Source organism: Desulfosarcina ovata subsp. ovata, from assembly GCF_009689005.1.
GTDB lineage: Bacteria > Desulfobacterota > Desulfobacteria > Desulfobacterales > Desulfosarcinaceae > Desulfosarcina > Desulfosarcina ovata.
In genome coordinates, this window is the sequence record NZ_AP021879.1 from 4,004,776 (window position 1) to 4,023,732 (window position 18,957).

General features: G+C 60.3%; 10 protein-coding genes. 5 read left to right on the forward strand and 5 right to left on the reverse strand.

What is annotated here, in order from left to right:
• Window positions 1-66 precede the first annotated feature (66 nt).
• From GN112_RS17750 to glnE, 4 genes are all read right to left on the reverse strand, one after another.
• Entirely contained in the window at window positions 67-1,722 is a 1,656-nt protein-coding gene (locus tag GN112_RS17750; RefSeq protein ID WP_155311442.1) for a diguanylate cyclase, read from the reverse strand.
• The gene (locus GN112_RS17755) at window positions 1,722-5,471 is read right to left on the reverse strand and encodes an ATP-binding protein (RefSeq protein ID WP_155311443.1); all 3,750 of its coding nucleotides are present in this window, start codon (window positions 5,469-5,471) and stop codon (window positions 1,722-1,724) included. The genes GN112_RS17750 and GN112_RS17755 overlap by 1 nt, the downstream gene beginning before the upstream one ends.
• Window positions 5,429-5,602: a hypothetical protein gene (locus GN112_RS33630; RefSeq protein ID WP_162458988.1), complete on the reverse strand. Its 174-nt coding sequence runs from the start codon at window positions 5,600-5,602 to the stop codon at window positions 5,429-5,431. The genes GN112_RS17755 and GN112_RS33630 overlap by 43 nt, the downstream gene beginning before the upstream one ends.
• Before the next feature lie 198 nt (window positions 5,603-5,800).
• Entirely contained in the window at window positions 5,801-8,719 is a 2,919-nt protein-coding gene (glnE, locus tag GN112_RS17760) for a bifunctional [glutamate--ammonia ligase]-adenylyl-L-tyrosine phosphorylase/[glutamate--ammonia-ligase] adenylyltransferase (protein ID WP_155311444.1), read from the reverse strand.
• 375 nt (window positions 8,720-9,094) lie between these two features.
• Here glnE and GN112_RS17765 point away from each other — a divergent pair, with 375 nt between their 5' ends.
• The 3 genes from GN112_RS17765 to GN112_RS17775 are packed head-to-tail and all read left to right on the forward strand — an operon-like array spanning window position 9,095 to window position 14,174.
• A complete protein-coding gene (locus GN112_RS17765) occupies window positions 9,095-10,225 on the forward strand; it encodes a class II glutamine amidotransferase domain-containing protein (protein WP_155311445.1) in 1,131 nt (376 codons plus the stop codon).
• Window positions 10,189-11,823 (forward strand): glutamate synthase-related protein, encoded by a 1,635-nt coding sequence (locus GN112_RS17770; protein WP_155311446.1) that lies wholly within the window; start codon window positions 10,189-10,191, stop codon window positions 11,821-11,823. The genes GN112_RS17765 and GN112_RS17770 overlap by 37 nt, the downstream gene beginning before the upstream one ends.
• A 17-nt stretch (window positions 11,824-11,840) precedes the next feature.
• The gene (locus GN112_RS17775; RefSeq protein ID WP_155311447.1) at window positions 11,841-14,174 is read left to right on the forward strand and encodes an FAD-dependent oxidoreductase; all 2,334 of its coding nucleotides are present in this window, start codon (window positions 11,841-11,843) and stop codon (window positions 14,172-14,174) included.
• Between the two features lie 105 nt (window positions 14,175-14,279).
• Here GN112_RS17775 and GN112_RS17780 read toward each other — a convergent pair whose 3' ends face one another.
• Entirely contained in the window at window positions 14,280-14,450 is a 171-nt protein-coding gene (locus GN112_RS17780; protein ID WP_155311448.1) for a hypothetical protein, read from the reverse strand.
• A 29-nt stretch (window positions 14,451-14,479) separates the two neighbouring features.
• Between GN112_RS17780 and carA the strand changes: the two genes are divergently transcribed.
• Window positions 14,480-15,616: a glutamine-hydrolyzing carbamoyl-phosphate synthase small subunit gene (carA, locus tag GN112_RS17785; RefSeq protein WP_155311449.1), complete on the forward strand. Its 1,137-nt coding sequence runs from the start codon at window positions 14,480-14,482 to the stop codon at window positions 15,614-15,616.
• A 69-nt stretch (window positions 15,617-15,685) separates the two neighbouring features.
• Window positions 15,686-18,946: a carbamoyl-phosphate synthase large subunit gene (carB, locus tag GN112_RS17790; protein ID WP_155311450.1), complete on the forward strand. Its 3,261-nt coding sequence runs from the start codon at window positions 15,686-15,688 to the stop codon at window positions 18,944-18,946.
• The last annotated feature ends 11 nt before the right edge of the window (window positions 18,947-18,957 follow it).

Sequence of the window (18,957 nt, forward strand, 5' to 3'; positions counted from 1 at the left end):
AACGCCGGGCCTCCCGCAGCAGGAAGCCCGGCGTTTGTCATGCATGCATTTCCGGTTGGATACGATCTACATCACCATCACCTTGTTCCGCCCACTCTCCTTGGCCCGATACAACGCCTTGTCGGCCCGTTCCACCAGATCCTTGCCGATGGCCGTTCCCGCTCCAGGGGACAGGGCGGTGACCCCGACACTGGTCGTTATGTGAATGGTCTGGTTTTCGTAGGTAAATTCGTGCTGGTCCACCTGTTCCCTGAACCGCTCGCACAGGTTGACCGCTTTCTCCAGAGAAGTATCGGGGAGAATGACGGCAAACTCCTCTCCACCATAACGGCAGGCCACATCGTATTTGCGGATGCCTTTATCCAGAATATGGCTGAACGCCTGGAGGATGGCGTCTCCGCACAGGTGCCCGTAAGTATCGTTGATGCTTTTAAAATGGTCCAGATCAAACATGCACAGGGCTATTCCATGGCCATACCGCTGGACGCCGAAGATTTCACGGTCCAGGGCCTCCTGAAAGTAGCGCCGGTTGAACATGCCGGTCAATTCGTCGCGAACGGACATTTCGGCCAGCTTTTCCTGGGCGATGCGCATCTCCCGCCGCAGCCCGGCTTTTTCCAGCGCGTTGGAAATGATGCGCAGCAACACTTTTTCACTGAGTTTGGTTTTGGGAAGATAGTCGCTGGCGCCAACCTGAATGAGACGGGAGGCGATCACTTCATCCCCCAGGCCGGTAATCACCACCACCGGCGTTTCGATCCCTTCCCGGTTGATGGCTTCGAGGAATTCCAGGCCGCTGCCGTCGGCAAGCCGGTACTCGGTGAAAATGAGATCGACTCCGCCCTTCTCCAGATGGGTCAGGGCGGCCTGGATGGTTTTTTCCCGGGTCAGGCTGAGTTGCTTGTGAGTGTGCAGAATCCGTTGGATTTGTGCAAAGTCGTCGTCATTGTCTTCCAGGCAGAGGATCGATACCCGTTGGTCCAGGTTAAGAATGGTTTTGCCGCCAGCATAGGTTTTGGGCTGATCGTGGCGCAACGTCTGAATCTTCTTGACCGTATCGGCGATGCGGGCCGCGGCGGCGTTGATTTTTTTGATCCGCTCGCCCAAATGATCCGGGATATTGCCGTCCATCTCCAGCAGCTGGATGTTGCCCATCAGCACCATCAGCGGCTGATTGAGTTCATGGGCGGTCGCGCCGGCCATCTGGAGCAATACTTTCAGACGCTCCTCCTCGATCACCGATTTTTGCTGTTCGCGGATCTGCTGGTTGACGGCTTCCAGCTTGTCCACCATCAGACTCAACTCAGCATTGCTCTTCTGAAGCTTCTGGCGCTGTTGAAACAATTCAACGAATACATTGACCTTGCTGCGCAGGATCAGCGGATCCAGAGGCTTGAAGAGATAATCGACGGCCCCCTTTTCATAACCGGTAAAAACGTGGGGCCGTTCCTTATTGATCGCGGTGACAAAAATAATCGGAAGATGACGGGTTTTCTCGTTGCTCCGCAGCAGTTCCGCGACTTCGAAACCGTCCATGCCGGGCATTTGGACATCCAGCAGAATCAGGGCGAAGTTGTGTTCCAGCACCAGGCCCAGGGCCTCGTTGCCCGATGCGGCAGTGATAATGGTCAGGCCCGGACGTTCAAGCACCGCACCGATGGACAGGAGATTCTCCGGCCGGTCATCCACCACCAGGATCTTGATTTTTTCTTCCATAGGCATCAATTGCTTCCGGTGGAAGGTTCAAGGGAAGGGTACCGACCGGTGGGATTCGAAATCCCCATTTGCGGGTCGAGCCAGATTTTCAGCATGGAGACCAGTCTGTCCAGATTGACCGGTTTGGCCAGGTAGCCGTCGGCACCCGCGTCGAGACATTTTGTCCGATCCCCCTGCATGGCTTTTGCCGTCAACGCAAAAATGGGAACGGTGTTGTAGCGTGTTTGGTCACGAATTTGACGAATGGCCTGATAACCGTCCATACCGGCAATCATAACATCCATGAGGATAAGATCAATGTCCGGGAACCGCTCAAGTTTGTCAAGGCTTTCCTTACCTGTTTTACCGGTGACAATCTCAACACCTTTTTCTTCCAGGGCGCTCGAAACGGCAAATACGGTTCGCATGTCGTCGTCGGCCAGCAGGATTTTACGGCCTTTGAGGTTTTCCTCAAGGGCGTCCGGGGCCAGAACGGTTCGTTCGTGGCTATCCCGCCATTTTGCAATTCGCTTGAAGGCCGCTTCAACAGGGCCGTCGCTTGCCGGTATGGGCAGAAGGCCCGCAGCACCGAGGGGAAGCATGGCGTCATCGTTCTCCGGGGGCGATAGGATGAAGACCGGAACATGCCGGATTCCGGAAAGCCGTTTCATGTGGTCCATGATGTCGGCACCATCGCCACCGGCAACCGCGGGGTCACTGAAGATGGCTGCGGGAAGATAATAGTCGACAAAATGAAGCCCGGTCATCAGGCGGTTGGCCATCAGTACCTTGAACCCATGCTGCCGGGCATGTTGCCGGATCATCTTACGGGTGTCGCCATCCGCGCCGAGAACCAGAACCGTCCGTTCTCCGGGAACCAGATCGTCCGGATCGGCCGCACTGTTTTCTATTGGTGCATCCTCATTCCCTGGCAAGCGTGGCGGATGGGCTGTGGTGTCCTTGACGGCGGCCGGAGCGGAGGTATTCTCCCCGCCGCGATCCGTTGGCGGGGCGATGGGCAGATGGATGGTAAAGCGGCTGCCGTGCCCCTCGCGGCTTTGCAGGGTGAGCGTGCCGCCCAGCAACCGGGTGAATTCCCGGGAGATGGAGAGCCCCAGCCCTGTGCCGCCGTAGTTTCGGCGGGTGGAGCCGTCTACCTGCTGGAACGCCTCGAAAATGGTTTCGTGCTTGTCTGCCGGGATGCCGATGCCGGTATCGACCACACTGATGGACAGGTCGTTAGTTGCGGCAGGGGCCTGGGCATTTTCGTTGCCGTGCGCTGCCGGAGTGAGGCCGAACTCCAGCCGGACGCTTCCCCGGGACGTGAACTTAAACGCATTGGACAGGAAATTTTTTATGACCTGGTTGAGCCGTTTGCCGTCTGTGATGATCTGTTCCGGCAGGTCGGGGGCCATGTTGATGGAAAAAGAGATCCGGTTTTTTTCCGCCAGGGGGGTGAAATTCGCCTGCATGGCATCGGCAATGGCCTGGATCGATACGGGCTGAAAATCAACGCTGATTTTTCCCGATTCCACCTTGGCCAGGTCCAGAATCTCATTGATCAGGTTGATCAGGTCCCCACCGGCGGAAGCAATGGTCCGGGCAAACTCGATCTGCCGGCCAGTGAGGGTCTCGTCCTTGTTTTCCAGAAGCAGCCGGCTGAGCAACAGAATGCTGTTCAGGGGGGTGCGCAGTTCATGGGAGATATTGGCCATGAATTCGGTTTTGTACTGACTGGAGCGTTCCAACTGGCGGGCCTTTTCTTCCAGGAGCCGGTGGGCACTTTCCAGTTCGACATTCTGTTTCTCAATATCGTGTTTCTGCTGCTCCAGGATAGCCATGTGGGCTTCCAGGTCGGCCGCGTTTTTGGTCATCTGGGCGTTGGCCGCTTCCAACTCCAGCTGCTTGAACTGAAGTTGGTTTTCCGACACCTTGAGCGCCTGGTTCTGGGCCACCAGTTCCTGGCTGCTGTACTCCAGGGCGGCTTCTCTGATTTTGAGCTGTTTGGCCTGTTCGCGGTTGTCCGCCATCAAGCGCTCCTCCTGTTGGCGAACCAGTGCCGCATGGAGGGCCACGGCGACCATTTCGGCCGCTGACTGGATGAACTGGCCGTCGGAATGGCTGAAAACGGTATTTTTTTCCAACTCCAGAGCCCCCTTGATCGATTGGCGCAGCATCAGTGGCACTGCCACCAGGTTGGCCTGATCAATGGCGGTAACCGGTGCGATGGTTCCCTGGGACTCATTTCGCCGAAACATCAGGATGGTCATTTCCAAGGCGACTTGACCGATACGCCCCTCTCCCGGATAAACCCGCTGTTCGTCATCGATACCGGAACCCTCGGGGAACCGGCAGGTGCAATCCAGTCCGCCGTCATCGCGGGATACATAGAATGTTGCCCGATGAAGGTTCAGGATGTCGGCAAGAAAGTCCAGTGCGCGGCAGTACAGCGTCTTGAGCGCGAACTCACCGCCGAGCAGGCGGTGCAGGCGGGCCTGGTCGGACATGAGCCGAAGTTGGGTGCTGTTTTCCCGCTGGAGTTTGCCCAAATGGTCCATGACGTCCGCAAAGGCGTCTGCCAGACGGCCGATCACGTTTCCGGTGGTTTGCCGGGCAGGCAGCCGGATCGCCGCTTGCGCCAGGGAAAACACGTTTCGGGAGAGCTCCCGGAACGGGCCGGTGATGGTCTGTTCCATGAGAACCGCCACCAGCAGCACCGCCAGGCCGGTGAAGATGGTCATCGCCAGAATGATGAAGCGGAGCCGATGAATACCGGCCAGTGCCGTTTTGCGGTCAATTTCTGCTATCAGGGCGTGGGGTTTTCCGGAGACGATCATCTCGGCGTAGACGCCTGTATGCGGGCGGCGTTTGGCATCGACGTAGGTCAGTGGATCGCCAAGGGGCGCGATGGGCGCATTGGGTAATTGACGATTCAGCCATTGCCGGGTGACGGCCGTGTCCATAGCCCGGATGCGGCCGGATTGTTGCGAGGCCGCATTGCCGGCCAGCAGTTTCAGGTCGGCGTCCACCAGGAAAACTTGCAGCCCCTTGGCCAGATCTCCGGCCCCGTCAAGCATTCCATCGATGAGAGCGGCGGGAATTTTACAGGCGATCGCTCCCGCCGGTCGCTCCGCGTGGGTGCCGATGGCCGCAGTGATAAATGCGGTTTGCCGATTGCCATCCGACGGGTCGGGAGCGAAGCCGGAAAACGTTTCGGTGCCGGTGGCCAGGGTTTTGCGGACGGCGACAGCCAGGGGCGTGTTGGCCAGGGCCGGTTCATTGAGATTGGTGGCCAACTCGCGCCCCCGGGCCGTGGAAAAGATCACATTGCCAGCCTTGTCGATCAGCAAAATGTCATTGTGGCGGTGCAGTTCGGCATGCAGGGCAAGGGGGTGGCCGTAGGAGGAAACCGCCGTGGTCCAAGGGATACTGTCGACAAATGCGGCCAGGGGTGCGCCGGTTTCTGCCTGCCGTCGTTTCAGGGCCTCGAAGAAGGCGATGGTGCTGCGCTCACGGCCCAGAAGGCCTGCATCGATCATTCGATCCTCGAAAAAAGATTGCAGTTCACGGCGTTTCAGTTCGGCAATGACGCGAACGGTATTGGGGATTTCTTGTTCCAAGTGGGCGTGGGCGGTATGGTAAGCGATGAATCCGATGGCTGCCGCGGGAAGGATCCCCAGACCGAGCAGGATGAGCATCACGGCCCAGGTCAACCCCCGGCCGGAGAGTTTTTTCAGCCGTAACGGATATCTGGTTGCCGGAAAATCACGTTCCATTTAAACGTTACCTTACCGTGTTGACCAACCAACCGCCAGCCGGGTGGACGCTTTTTCCGTAATCCATCGGCAGTAATTGGCTTTACCGCCGCCGTGGTGTCCGTTTCAGGAACAACGGCATTGCCTGCCATGTCGGTCGCGCCATTCAACGGGCGCAAAGGGAGAGAAAAACAGCAGCGGGCTGCGGTTGAGGCCTTACCCTTTGATATCGTCCGGTCACCGCTGAAGTTGAATGGTTTCTAAACGGCCGGCAGCTTTCTAAAAGTCGTCCCAAAAATGAGGGCGACTTTTTGAATATGGATATTTTCCTGAAAGTCGGGGGGCCGCTTTTAGGACGTCTTCATGGTTTGCTGCCAGAATCGCTGTACGAAGGTCCGCATGTGTTGGAAGCGGCGGCCATCCACCAGGGTGGAACGCTCGCCGAGGTTGAGCCGGTGGACCGCCGCCCGGTAGATCAGATAGGTCTGGCGAAGACGATGGGCGGTCACGCTGTCCACGATCCCCGTTTCGGAAAGGCTTTGCAGCAGGCGGACATTATCCGTCCAGCGAACCAGCTGCGGATGGTCACTGGCATGCTGCAGCACCAAATACTGAACGATGAATTCGATGTCGATCATGGCCCCGGTGTCCTCTTTGATATCGAACCGGTCCGGTTTGGCCGACAGCCGGCTTTTGCGCATGCGCTCGCGCATGTCGCGCACCGCTGTGATCAGCGGTCCCGGTTCGCGCCGGAGACAGAGCACCTTGCGGCGGATGGCCGTAAAGGCGTCCAGCAGGGCGGCATCACCGGTGATGGGACGTGCCCGGATCAGCGCCTGATGCTCCCAGGTCCAGGCGTTTTCCATCTGGTAGCTGTCGAATCCGTTGACATGGCTGACCAGAAGACCTGACGAACCGTTGGGCCGCAGCCGCATGTCGGTTTCGTAAAGCTTTCCGGCGGCGGTGTGCGCGGAGAGCATATGAACCACCCGTTGGCCCAATCGAGCAAAAAAGTGGGTGTTGTCGATGGGCTGCCGGCCGCCAACGGTGGCACCACTGTCGGCGGCGTGCAGAAAAACGAGATCGAGGTCCGAGCCGTATCCCAGCTCGAGGCCTCCCAGCTTGCCGTAACCGATGACGGCAAACCCTTTTTCGCAGGGCTTGCCGTCCAATGTGCAGGTGGGGCGGCCGTGTTTGGCCACCAGATGGGTCCAGCAGGTGTCGACCACCGCTTCCAGAATCGTCTCGGCGATCCAGGTGAGGTGATCGCTGACCTTCATCAACGGCAGCACGTTGGTGATGTCCGAGGCGGCCACGCGCAGCGTATTGATCTGGCGGAAGATGCGTAGGACCTCCATCTGATACTCGGGATCATCATCGGGCACAGCGGCCAGCTGGCGGGCCAGTCCGGCGCGTAGCGATTCGGCCTTGGGGGGGGCGTAGAGGCTACGCGGATCGAGCAGTTCATCCAGCAAAACCGGATGGCGGCTGAGAAAAGCGGCGATCCAGGGGCTGGCCCCCACCAGCCGGATCAGGTGGGTCAGGGCCGTCGGGTATTCGAGCAGCAGGGAGAGGTAGCTGATGCGCTGCTGAATCTGTTTGAGCAGGTGCAGGACCCGCTCCAGTACCGTCTCGGGATCATCACACAGGGCGGCGGCCTCCAACACGCGTGGAAGCAGGCGGTCCATGCGGCGTCTGCCGGCACCGCTCAGTGCCCGGGTGCCGGGTTCGGCCTTGAAATGCTCCAGCAAGGTGGCTGCGGTGTCACTATCCGAAAACCCAGCCTCTTTCAGAATCCGGCGGCGTTCTGCGGTGGACAGGGAGGCGGTCCAGGCATCGGTCAGGCCGGCGATGGCTGCCGAATCGGCGGCCTTTCCGGTCTCTTGTTCGGCCTCGGTGGCCAGCAGCCCGTCGAAATGGGTCCGCACCCGGCTGCGGTGGTGGTCCAGGGCCTGCCGAAAATCCTCCCAGGTCGAAAAGTTCATGGCCCGGGCCAGTGCCAGGCGGGCCAGAGGGGCGGTGGGCAGGGCGTGGGTCTGCTGGTCATTGGCTTCCTGGATGCGGTTTTCGGTGTTGCGCAGGAAACGGTAGGCGGCGATCAGCTCATGGCAGACCTCTGGCGGTACGAAGCCTTCACCGGCCAGCACGTCCAGTACGGTCTGAATGGCCGGTTGCTGAAGCGTGGGCAGCACGCCGCCCCGAATCAGCTGGAACATCTGGCCAAAAAATTCGACCTCGCGGATACCGCCGCTGCCCAGTTTGATGTTGCCGTGAAGTTTTTTGCGCCGGACCTCGGCAGTGATTTTGCGCTTCATTTCGCGCAGCGATTCAAAAACGCCGAAATCGAGATAGCGACGAAAGACAAAGGGGCGCAGCCGCAAGAGCAGGTCCCGGCCGGCCTGGCGGTCACCGGCGATCACATCGGCCTTGATCAGGGCGTAGCGTTCCCATTCACGGCCCTGGGACTGGTAATAATCCTCCATGTGATCAAAGGGCATGACCAGGGGCCCGCCATCGCCGTAAGGCCTCAGGCGCGTATCGACCCGGAAAACGAACCCATCGGCGGTGGTTTCGCCGATGGCCTGGATCAGCAGCCGGCAGAGCCGGGTGAAGAACTCCGCGTTGGCCATGGGGCGGGGACCGCCGCGGCTCTCTCCGCCGGACGGGAATGCAAAGATGAGGTCCACATCCGAGGAAAAATTAAGTTCTCCGGCACCCAGTTTGCCCATGCCCAGAACCACCAGGTGCTGGCGCCGGCCATCGGTGGATTGGGGAATGCCGTTCTGTTCACACATGCGTGCATACAGGACCTCCAGGGCGCCGTCGATGGCTGCGGCGGCCAGGGTGGAGAGATCTCCGGTGGTTTCGTCCAGCCGGCTGATCCCCGACAGGTCACGCACGGCGATGCGAACCATTTCCCGCCGGCGAAAGGTTCGCAGAGCCGCTTTCATGGGGACCAGTAGCTGTTCCGGGGAACCATCCGGGGCGGCCTCCACGGCCGCCTGCAGCAGGGGCGTCACCCGGCGGACCATTTGTCCCTTTCCATAGGGGCAAGTGAGATCTTGGCTGTCGATCAGATCGATGGCCATCTGCGGGTACCGGATGCAACTGGAGGAGACGAATTCGCTGAAACCGAAGGCGCCGGCCAGTGCGCGGGCCGCATCGGTGTCGGGGGAAAGGGTCAAGTCGGCGTTTTCGACGGCTTTGCAAAAGGTGGTCCAGCGTTCCCGTTGCTGCTGTTCCAGTTGCTGGTTGAGGGCGCCTGTCATGGGGATGCGATTGTCCTTTGTTAACGTGATGGATGCCGTTGGGTAGAGGATAAAATCTATCAGATCGGGCTGAGTTTGCCAAGATCAGTATTTTTTCGATGAGTTATGTCGATTATCGGCTGAAATCAATGAATACGACAAAAATGTAGCTATTACAAAAAAATTATTGCAATAATGTAATGAATTGTTTTATAGAAACGGGTCCTGCAGCCACAGTGCCCCATAATAATTGGATTGCAGTATTTTTTCGGCGCTGGCATACAAATTGCTTTTCTGAATCCACGGATCGAATCCGTGTGTGTTTCTTCGAGGTCCGGCATTGACCCGTCAATGCCGGCCTTTTTTACCATCGGCAGCCAAAGGAGTGTGTGAACCATGTGCCGACTGTTTGCCATGACCAGTGAGACCCCCGTCTCCCCCATGATTGCCCTGGAAGCCATGGACGTCATGCGGGAAGGCCACGATGGGTCCGGTGTGGGTCTGTTTCTGCGGGACCTGGCCGGTCCGTTCGAAGAAATGAAGGACGCGCCCATCCTCTCCGGTATTTTCAGTGAAGAGGGATTGCGGCGGCTGGACACCTTCATGATGGAAGTCGGGTTCATGACCAAGTACAAGATCACCATCAAGGTGCCCAAGACCCCCCCTCCGGGGGTTCCCAAACGCGACATCTACCTGATCCGGGCCTACGAGTATCCCGAGGAGTGGGACAGCTATTCCCAGGCTGAGCTGGAGAGTGAGCTCTTGAAAACCCGGCTCCAGTTACGGGCCATGGGCGAGGCCCACCAGGACATGATCGTCTTTTCCTTCTGGCCCAATGTGATCATGCTTAAGGAGATCGGCGATCCGCTGACGGTCGCCCGGTATCTGAAACTGGACCGCAAGGAACTGCATGCCCGGGTGATCATGGCCCAGGGACGCCAGAACACCAATTACGCCATCAATTTGTACGCCTGCCACCCGTTTTTCATCCAGGGATATGCCTCCATGACCAACGGGGAGTGCACCGCCTTTACGCCCATCCGGGAATTTCTGCTGTCGCGCAATTTCCCCGGATACACCGGGTATCAGAGCGATTCCGAGGTGTTTACCCATATCCTGCACTACACCCGGACCCGTTTGGGGCTGGATGTGTCCGCTTACAAGCACATTATCACCCCCTTGCAGGACAGCGATATCAACAACCATCCCAATGCCGCGTTTCTCAAGCAACTCAAGCATTCCTGCCGCCGGTTGATCATCGACGGTCCGAACTGTATCATCGGCTGCCTGCCGGACCACAGCCTTTTTATGGTCCAGGATCGCAAGAAGCTGCGTCCTGGTGTGGTCGGCGGCCGGCCGGGAAGGTACGCCTTCTCCTCTGAAATTTGCGGCCTGGATTATGCGGTCCCGGATCGGGACAAGAGCAAAGATTTTCAACCCATGCATCTGGATACGGTCATTGTCGGGCCCGATCGCCAGGAGGTTTCCCTATGCAACCAAATGCAGCCATTACCCCTTCTACACTAAGCGTCAAGGACCTGCCCTGGCAGATTCTCTGGCAAAAGGACAAGTGCACCTTGTGCGGTCGCTGCACGGCCGTCTGCCCGGTCAACGCCATCGAACTGGGTGTTTTCCGCAAGCGGCGCATCAGTGTTTCCCTGGAGCCCCAGGGCAACCCGTCCAGCAGTTTCGACGTCTACCATGGCATCCGCCAGAAAACCGACCCGGCGTATGCCTGCGTGGGTTGCGCCACCTGTAACCTGGTCTGTCCCAACGATGCCATTATTCCCGTGCACAGTGACGAGGCCGACAAACTGCGCTTCCACATCAACCGCGGCGGCCAGCCCCGCAGCCGCGGCGGCCGGCGCAACATGCCCGGCGGACTCCTGGACCAGATCAAGTTTATCCGTATCTCCATGCTCACCGACCCGGCCCTGGACGCCGGCCGGCACGAGTTTGAGCTGCGCACCCTTCTGGGCCGGGTCCTGCCGCCGGAGCAAAACCTGAAATTTTTAAAAGAAAACGGATGGATTCCGCCGGTCCGCGAAATTTATCCGCTGATCATCGGCGGCATGAGTTTCGGCGCCCTTTCGCCCAACATGTGGGAAGGCCTGCAGATGGGGGTGGCTTACCTCAACGAAGAGATGGGCATGCCGGTGCGCATGTGCACCGGTGAAGGCGGCTGTCCGCCGCGCCTGCTGCGCAGCCCGTTCCTTAAAAACGTGATCCTGCAGATCGCCAGCGGTTACTTCGGTTGGGACGAGATTATCCATGCCATTCCCGAGATGGTCGTGGACCCCTGCGCCATCGAGATCAAGTACGGCCAGGGCGCCAAGCCCGGCGATGGTGGCCTGCTCATGTGGCATAAGGTCAACAAGCTCATTGCCGCCATCCGCGGTGTACCGCCGGGAGTAAGCCTGCCCAGCCCGCCGACCCATCAGACCCAGTATTCTATTGAGGAGTCGGTGGCCAAGATGATCCAGTCCATGTGTATGGCCTGGGGATTCAGGGTGCCTGTTTATCCTAAGATTTCAGCGACATCCACGGCCATGGCGGTGCTCAACAACCTGACCCGCAACCCCTATGCCGCCGGCCTGGCCATCGATGGCGAGGATGGTGGTACCGGCGCGGCCTACAACGTCTCCATGGACCACATGGGCCATCCCATCGCCACCAACATCCGCGACGGATACTTTAACCTGGTGGAAGTGGGCATGCAAAATGAGATTCCCATTTTCGCCGGTGGCGGGGTGGGCAAGAGCGGCAACCTGGCCGCCAATGCCGCGGCCCTGATCATGCTGGGAGCCAGCGGGGTGCAGACGGGCAAATACATCATGCAAGCGGCCGCCGGCTGCCTGGGATCGGAGAGCGACCGCTGCAACATCTGTAACATCGGCCGCTGTCCGCGGGGGATTACCTCCCAGGATCCGCGTCTTTACCGCCGTTTGGACGTGGAGAAGGTAGCCGAGCGGGTCGTCGATCTGTTCCTCTCCTTTGATACGGAACTGAAAAAGATCATGGCTCCCCTGGGCCGCTCCACGGCGTTGCCCATCGGCATGTCCGATGCCCTGGGCATCGGAGACTACCAAGCCGCTCAGCGGCTCGGTATCAAGTATGTGGTTTAAGCACCGGAGAAGATGCGATGACGGAAAAGAAACTGCCTTATACCATAACGGGAATGCGTGATGGCGAGCGTTTGTCCTCACGGGTTGTCGAAGAAGAGATTCAACGGGCCATAGACGCCGGCCATCGCCAGCTGACCATCCAGGCCTTCGGTCAGCACGGCATCGGCGGTCGCCTTTGGAAAACCAATGGCGAAACGGTCCATATCCGGATTGACGGCCATGCCGGTCAGCGTACCGGCTCCATCGGGTATCCGGGAACGTTTATCGATGTCCTTGGCCCCGTATCGGATGATGTGGGCTGGCTCAATGCCGGAGCGGTGATTACCGTTCACGGTCACGCCTCCAACGGCGTGGCCAACGGCATGGCCCAGGGCAAGGTGCATGTCGCCGGCAGCATCGGTGCCCGCGGCATGACCATGACCAAATTCAATCCCCGCTTCGATCCGCCCCAGCTTTGGATACTGGGTTCGGCCGGCGACTATTTCGCCGAATTCATGGCCGGCGGCGTGGCCGTCATCTGCGGGCATGCGCCCCAGAATCCGGAAAACGTGCTCGGCTACCGCCCCATGGTGGGCATGGTGGGCGGCCGGGTCTTTTTCCGCGGCCCCCACAAAGGCTTCAGCCAGGCCGACGCCAAGATGGTGCCCATTGATGATGAGACCTGGCGCTGGTTGAGCGACGGCCTGCGTGATTACCTGACCGCCATTGACCGCGTGGAACTTCTCGAGACCCTTACCATGCGTGAGGAGTGGCAGCTGATCCGGGCGCGGTCCCCCCAGGAGAAGATCGGGGCGCCGCGGCGCTCCATGGCCGATTTCCACCAGAACGTCTGGGACAAACACCTGGGTAAGGGTGGGCTGGTCGGTGACCTGACCGATCTCGACCGCAGCCCGATCCCCCTGATCACCCACGGCGAGCTGCGCCGTTTCGTGCCGGTCTGGGAAAACCGCAAGTTCAAGGCCCCCTGCGAGGCGACCTGCCCGTCGGGCATTCCCGTTCAGGAGCGCTGGCGCCTGGTCCGTGAGGGCCGTGTGGACGAGGCCGTCGACCTGGCCCTGGCCTTCACTCCCTTTCCGGCATCCGTGTGCGGCTACCTGTGCCCCCATCCCTGCATGACCGCCTGTACCAAGGGATCGGCCTTCATGACCCCGGTGGATGTCTCCCAGCTGGGACGCGCCAGCATCCAGGCCAAGGTTCCGGACCTGCCGCCGCTTTCCGGTAAGCGCATCGCCGTGATCGGCGGGGGACCGGCCGGTATTTCCACGGCCTGGCAACTGCGCCGCAAGGGCCATGAAGCGGTGGTTTTCGATACCGCCGGGACCCTTGGCGGCAAGATCGCCTCGGTAATTCCCAATACCCGGATTCCCGCCGAGGTGGTGCAGAAGGAACTGGATCGGGCCGCTGAAGTGATCCCCCACGTTCACCTGCAACAGCGTCTGGCCCAGGCCGATACCGCCCAGCTGGTCGCCGATTACGACTTTGTGGTTGTCGCCGCCGGTGCCCAGAAACCCCGGACCCTGCCCATTCCCGGCAAGGAACGCATGGTCACGGCCACGGATTTCCTTCTGCAGGCCAAGCAGGACCAGGCCAAACCCGGCGTGCGGGTGGTGATCATCGGTGCCGGTAACGTGGGCTGCGACGTGGCCACCGAGGCATCCCGGCTGGGGGCCAAAGAGATCACCCTGCTGGACGTCCAGGAACCGGCCAGTTTCGGCAAGGAGCGCGAGGATGCCGAGGCTGCCGGCGCCATCTTCCGCTGGCCGGTGTTTACCCGCCAGATCACCGACGCGGGCGTCGAACTGGAGAGCGGCGAGCTGATTCCCGCCGATACGGTGATCATTTCCATCGGTGATGCTCCGGATCTGGATTTTCTGCCTGACGATGTGGCCACTGAGCGCGGCTATGTGATGGTCAATGACGACTATCAGACTTCCAACCCCAAGGTATACGCCATTGGCGACGTGGTACGGCCCGGTCTGCTCACCGATGCCATCGGCGCCGGCCGGCGGGCGGCCGAGACCATCACCGAGATCCTGGCCGGCAAACGACCCGGTGCCGACCGCAAGACGGTGATCGATATCAAGCGCATTTCCTTGGAATACCTGGATCCGCGGATCATCGAGTATGAAGACATGGCCCAGTGTGGCTCCCAGTGCTCCAGCTGCGGTACCTGCCGGGATTGCGGCATCTGCGTGGCCACCTGCCCGGAAGCGGCCATCAGCCGCAAGGCCGGCGAAGGGGTTGAGTTCGAATATGTGGTCAATCCCGAGCGCTGCATCGGGTGCGGGTTTTGTGCCGGTGCCTGCCCCTGCGGCATCTGGGACCTGGTGGAGAACACCCCCATGGGATGATATCGGCCACCAGCGCATCAACAAACGTTCAAGTCAAGGGCAGGCCCACGGGCCTGCCCTTTTTGCGGCAACGTCGGTTGAATATTTGGATTTTTAAATTTGACATCAACCGACCGGCGCCTCAATTTCTGACTTGGCGGAGCAGCCATGCGGTATTTCGGCAGTGGCGGCCACCTGCGGATCGACAAACGGCAGGCCCATGCCGGCAATTTTAAAGGGGTTGATTTGACGGGCAGATGTGGTAATTGACCTCAGAACTTTTTCAGCGTTTGGCATACCTGCCGGGCGCAACAAGACGGTTAGCCATGGAAGCACGATTAACACTCGAGGATGGTCGCACGTTTCCCTGCCGCTCTTTTACCGGACCGGGAGAGGCCAGCGGAGAGGTGGTCTTCAACACCAGCATGACCGGCTACCAGGAGGTGCTCACCGATCCCTCCTACAGCGGACAGATGGTGACCATGACCTATCCGCTGGTGGGCAACTACGGCGTCAATCCCGACGATGTGGAGTCCGCCCGGATTCAGGTGGCGGCGTTTCTGGTCAAGGAATATCAGCCGTTTCCCAGCAATTTCAGATCCACCCAAAGCCTGGCCGATTACCTGAAAGGGCAAGGCATCCTGGGGGTCGAAGGGTTGGATACCCGGGCCCTGACCCGTCATATCCGCAACGGCGGGGCCATGCGGGCCATTATTTCCACGCAGGATCTCGATCCCGAATCCCTGAAACGCCGGGCCAATCAAATCCCCAGCATGGAGGGCATGGATCTGGCCAAGGATGTCAGCACCCGCCGGGCTTACCGCTGGGCCGACGGCAGGCCCGAGGCCCTGAACGATGACGCCCGGCTGGATGCCAGCGTCTGGCGGCACCGGGGTGCTCGTCCGTCGGTCGTGGCCATCGATTTCGGTCTCAAATACAATATCGGCCGTTGCCTGGAACGGGCCGGGTTCGAGGTGCTGGTGGTGCCGGCCACCACCGATGCCGCATCCATCATGGCCATGGCGCCCGACGGTCTGTTTCTCTCCAACGGTCCCGGCGATCCGGAGCCGGTGACCTACGGAATCGAGACCACGCGGGAGCTGCTCGGCCGGCTGCCGATTTTCGGTATCTGCCTGGGTAACCAGATTCTGGGCTTGGCTTTGGGCGGACGTACGTACAAGCTCAAGTTCGGCCATCGTGGTGCCAACCAGCCGGTGAAAAACCTGGATACCGGCCGGGTGGAGATCACTTCCCAGAATCATGGTTTTGCCGTGGATATGGAGAGCCTGGGGAACGATATCGTGGCGGTCACCCACATCAACCTGAACGACAACACCGTGGAAGGTATCCGGCACCGCCGGCTGCCGGCGTTTGCCGTCCAGTACCATCCGGAAGCATCGCCGGGACCGCACGATGCGGCCTACCTGTTCGATCAGTTTAGAGCCATGATGAAAATCGCCTGATCCGGATTTATGCCCGGTAACCCATAGCGCGCGCCACTGGCTGCGCATGACGACGCTGATAATCGAGACATGCCCAAACGCACGGACATCCATAAAATCCTGATCATCGGCGCAGGCCCCATCATCATCGGACAGGCCTGCGAGTTTGACTATTCCGGGACCCAGGCGTGCAAGGCCCTCAAAGAAGAGGGCTTTGAAGTCGTCCTGGTCAATTCCAACCCGGCCACCATCATGACCGACCCGGAAACCGCCGACCGCACCTACATCGAACCGGTGACCCCCGAGGCGGTGGCCAAGATCATCGAAAAAGAGCGTCCCGACGCCCTGTTGCCCACCCTGGGCGGGCAGACCGGACTGAATACGGCCGTTGAGGTGGCGCGGCAGGGCGTGCTGGAACAGTTCGGCGTCGAGCTGATCGGGGCCTCCCTGGATGCCATCGAAAAGGCCGAATCCCGGGATCGTTTCCGGGAGGCCATGCATCGCATCGGCCTGAAGATTCCCGAAAGCGGCATCGCCAACTCCATGGAAGAGGCCCGCCGCATTGCCGAGGCCATCGGATTTCCGCTGATCATCCGGCCCAGTTACACCCTGGGGGGCACCGGCGGTGGCGTGGCCTACAACCCGGAGGATTTGGAGAACATCGCCAAATCGGGTCTGGACGCCAGCCTCACCCACCAGGTCATGCTGGAACAGTCGGTGCTGGGCTGGAAAGAGTACGAGCTGGAAGTGATGCGCGACCACGCCGACAACGTGGTGATCATCTGCTCCATCGAAAACTTCGATGCCATGGGGGTGCATACCGGTGACTCCATCACCGTGGCGCCGGCCCAGACCCTGACCGACCGGGAATATCAGGTGATGCGCGACGCATCCCTGGCGATCATGCGCGAGATCGGCGTGGACACCGGCGGATCCAATGTGCAGTTCGCCGTCAATCCGAAAAACGGTGACCTGATCGTCGTGGAGATGAACCCGCGGGTTTCCCGCAGCAGCGCCCTGGCCTCCAAGGCCACCGGTTTTCCCATCGCCAAAATCGCCGCCAAACTGGCCGTGGGCTACACCCTGGACGAAATCGCCAACGATATCACCGGCGAAACCCTGGCCTCCTTCGAACCCACCCTGGACTACTGCGTGGTCAAGATTCCGCGCTGGACCTTTGAAAAATTTCCCGAAACCCAGGATTTGCTCACCACGTCGATGAAATCGGTGGGCGAAACCATGGCCATCGGCCGCACTTTCAAGGAGGCTCTGCAGAAGGGGCTGCGCTCGCTGGAGATCGGCCGCTCCGGTTTCGGTGCCGACGGCAAGGACCGCCTGGAGGAGGACGGGGTCTCGCCGACCCTGGACGAGATCGAGCAGAAACTGGCCATCCCCAATTCCCAGCGTATCTTCTACCTGCGCCATGCTCTCGAAGCGGGCATGGCCATCGAAGAGATCTATCAGATTACCGCCATCGATCCCTGGTTCCTTTTTCAGCTGAACCAGATTTTTCAGATGGAGCAGACCCTGGCCCGGGCCGGCGCCACGGCGGACCCGTGCACACCGGGCGGCCCCTTCACAGCGCTCTCCGCCGACGAGTTGCGACGGGCCAAGGAATATGGCTTTTCCGATGTCCAGCTGGCCCATCTGACCGGCAGCACAGAAAAGACGGTCGAACAGGCGCGCAAGGCCATGGGCATCCGGCCGGTCTACAAACTGGTGGATACCTGTGCGGCCGAGTTCCGCGCGGCCACGCCCTACTACTATTCCACCTACGAGACCGAGTGCGAGGCGCGGGTCTCCGAGCGCAAGAAGGTGATGATCCTGGGGGGCGGACCCAACCGCATCGGCCAGGGCATCGAGTTCGACTATTGTTGCGTGCACGCCTCCTTCGCTCTCAGGGAAGAGGGGGTAGAGAGCATCATGGTCAACAGCAACCCGGAAACGGTGAGCACCGACTATGATACCTCGGACAAGCTCTATTTCGAGCCGCTGACCCGCGAGGACGTGCTGCACATCGTCGAAAAAGAGAAGCCCCACGGCGTCATCGTTCAGTTCGGCGGACAGACGCCCCTGAACCTCTCCACCCCCCTGTTCCAGGAAGGCGTCCCCATCCTGGGCACCCAGCCGGAAAGCATCGACCGGGCCGAGGACCGGGAACTGTTCCAGGCCATGCTTCAGAAACTCGATCTCAAGCAGCCGGCCAACGGCACGGCGCTCTCCATTGACGAGGCATTGGCCATTGCCGACACCATCGGCTATCCGGTGATCGTGCGCCCCTCCTTCGTGCTCGGGGGCCGGGCCATGAAAATCGTTTACGACCCCAAGGACATGGAGAATTTTACGCGGCTGGCCATCCTGGCCTCCCCGGGACACCCGGTGCTCATCGACAAATTTTTGGAAGCGGCCATCGAGGTGGATGTGGATGCCATCAGCGACGGGACCGTGACCATCATCGGCGGCATCATGCAGCACATCGAGGCGGCCGGTGTGCACAGCGGTGACTCGGCCTGCGTTTTACCCCCGTACAGCATCGAGCGTCCGATGATCGAGCAGATCAGTGCCGCCACCAAGGCCATGGCAGCGGAACTCAAGGTCGTGGGCCTGATGAACGTCCAGTACGCCATTAAGGACGACCAGCTTTACGTGATCGAAGTCAATCCGCGCGCCTCGCGGACGGTGCCCTTTGTGAGCAAGGCCACCGGCGTGCCCCTGGCCAAACTGGCCACCAAGATCATGCTGGGCAAGACCCTGGCCGAACTCGGGCTGACCGAGGAGGTCGTTCCCGGGCATCTGTCCGTCAAGGAGGCGGTGTTGCCCTTCGACCGGTTCCCGGATGTGGACACCCTTTTGGGCCCGGAAATGAAATCCACCGGCGAGGTGATGGGTATCGGCACCGATTTCGGCCTGGCTTACGCCAAGGCCCAGCTGGGGGCCGGCCAGCGCCTGCCGCTGGAGGGGACGGTCTTCATCAGTGTGGGCGATGAGGACAAAGCGGCCGCACTGCCCGTGGCCCGGCAGTTCGCCGACATGGGTTTTGCCATCCTGGCCACCGACGGCACCTGGTCACACCTTTCGTCCAGCGGCATCCCGGCCGAACGGATCAATAAGGTCTCCCAGGGGCAGCCCCATGTCGCCGATGCCATCAAGAACGGCCGGATCCAGCTGATCATCAACACCGGCACCGGCAACGACTCGCGCAAGGACGGGTACACGATCCGCCGGGCGGCACTCAAATTCAAGGTGCCCTATGCCACCACCACGGCCGGCGCCATGGCCATGTGCCACGGCGTAGCGGCACTGCGGGAAAAACCCTTTTCGGTCAAACCGGTTCAGGATTACCATGCGTAAGGGACGAAATG

Bases quoted from the DNA above. Each gene is read 5' to 3' on its own strand.
- GN112_RS17750 (WP_155311442.1), bottom strand. From the start codon at position 1,722: ATGCCTATGGAAGAAAAAATCAAGATCCTGGTGGTGGATGACCGGCCG.
- GN112_RS17775 (WP_155311447.1), top strand. From the start codon at position 11,841: ATGACGGAAAAGAAACTGCCTTATACCATAACGGGAATGCGTGATGGC.
- GN112_RS33630 (WP_162458988.1), bottom strand. From the start codon at position 5,602: ATGGCAGGCAATGCCGTTGTTCCTGAAACGGACACCACGGCGGCGGTA.
- carB (WP_155311450.1), top strand. From the start codon at position 15,686: ATGCCCAAACGCACGGACATCCATAAAATCCTGATCATCGGCGCAGGC.
- glnE (WP_155311444.1), bottom strand. From the start codon at position 8,719: ATGACAGGCGCCCTCAACCAGCAACTGGAACAGCAGCAACGGGAACGC.
- GN112_RS17770 (WP_155311446.1), top strand. From the start codon at position 10,189: ATGCAACCAAATGCAGCCATTACCCCTTCTACACTAAGCGTCAAGGAC.
- GN112_RS17765 (WP_155311445.1), top strand. From the start codon at position 9,095: ATGTGCCGACTGTTTGCCATGACCAGTGAGACCCCCGTCTCCCCCATG.
- GN112_RS17780 (WP_155311448.1), bottom strand. From the start codon at position 14,450: ATGCCAAACGCTGAAAAAGTTCTGAGGTCAATTACCACATCTGCCCGT.
- GN112_RS17755 (WP_155311443.1), bottom strand. From the start codon at position 5,471: ATGGAACGTGATTTTCCGGCAACCAGATATCCGTTACGGCTGAAAAAA.
- carA (WP_155311449.1), top strand. From the start codon at position 14,480: ATGGAAGCACGATTAACACTCGAGGATGGTCGCACGTTTCCCTGCCGC.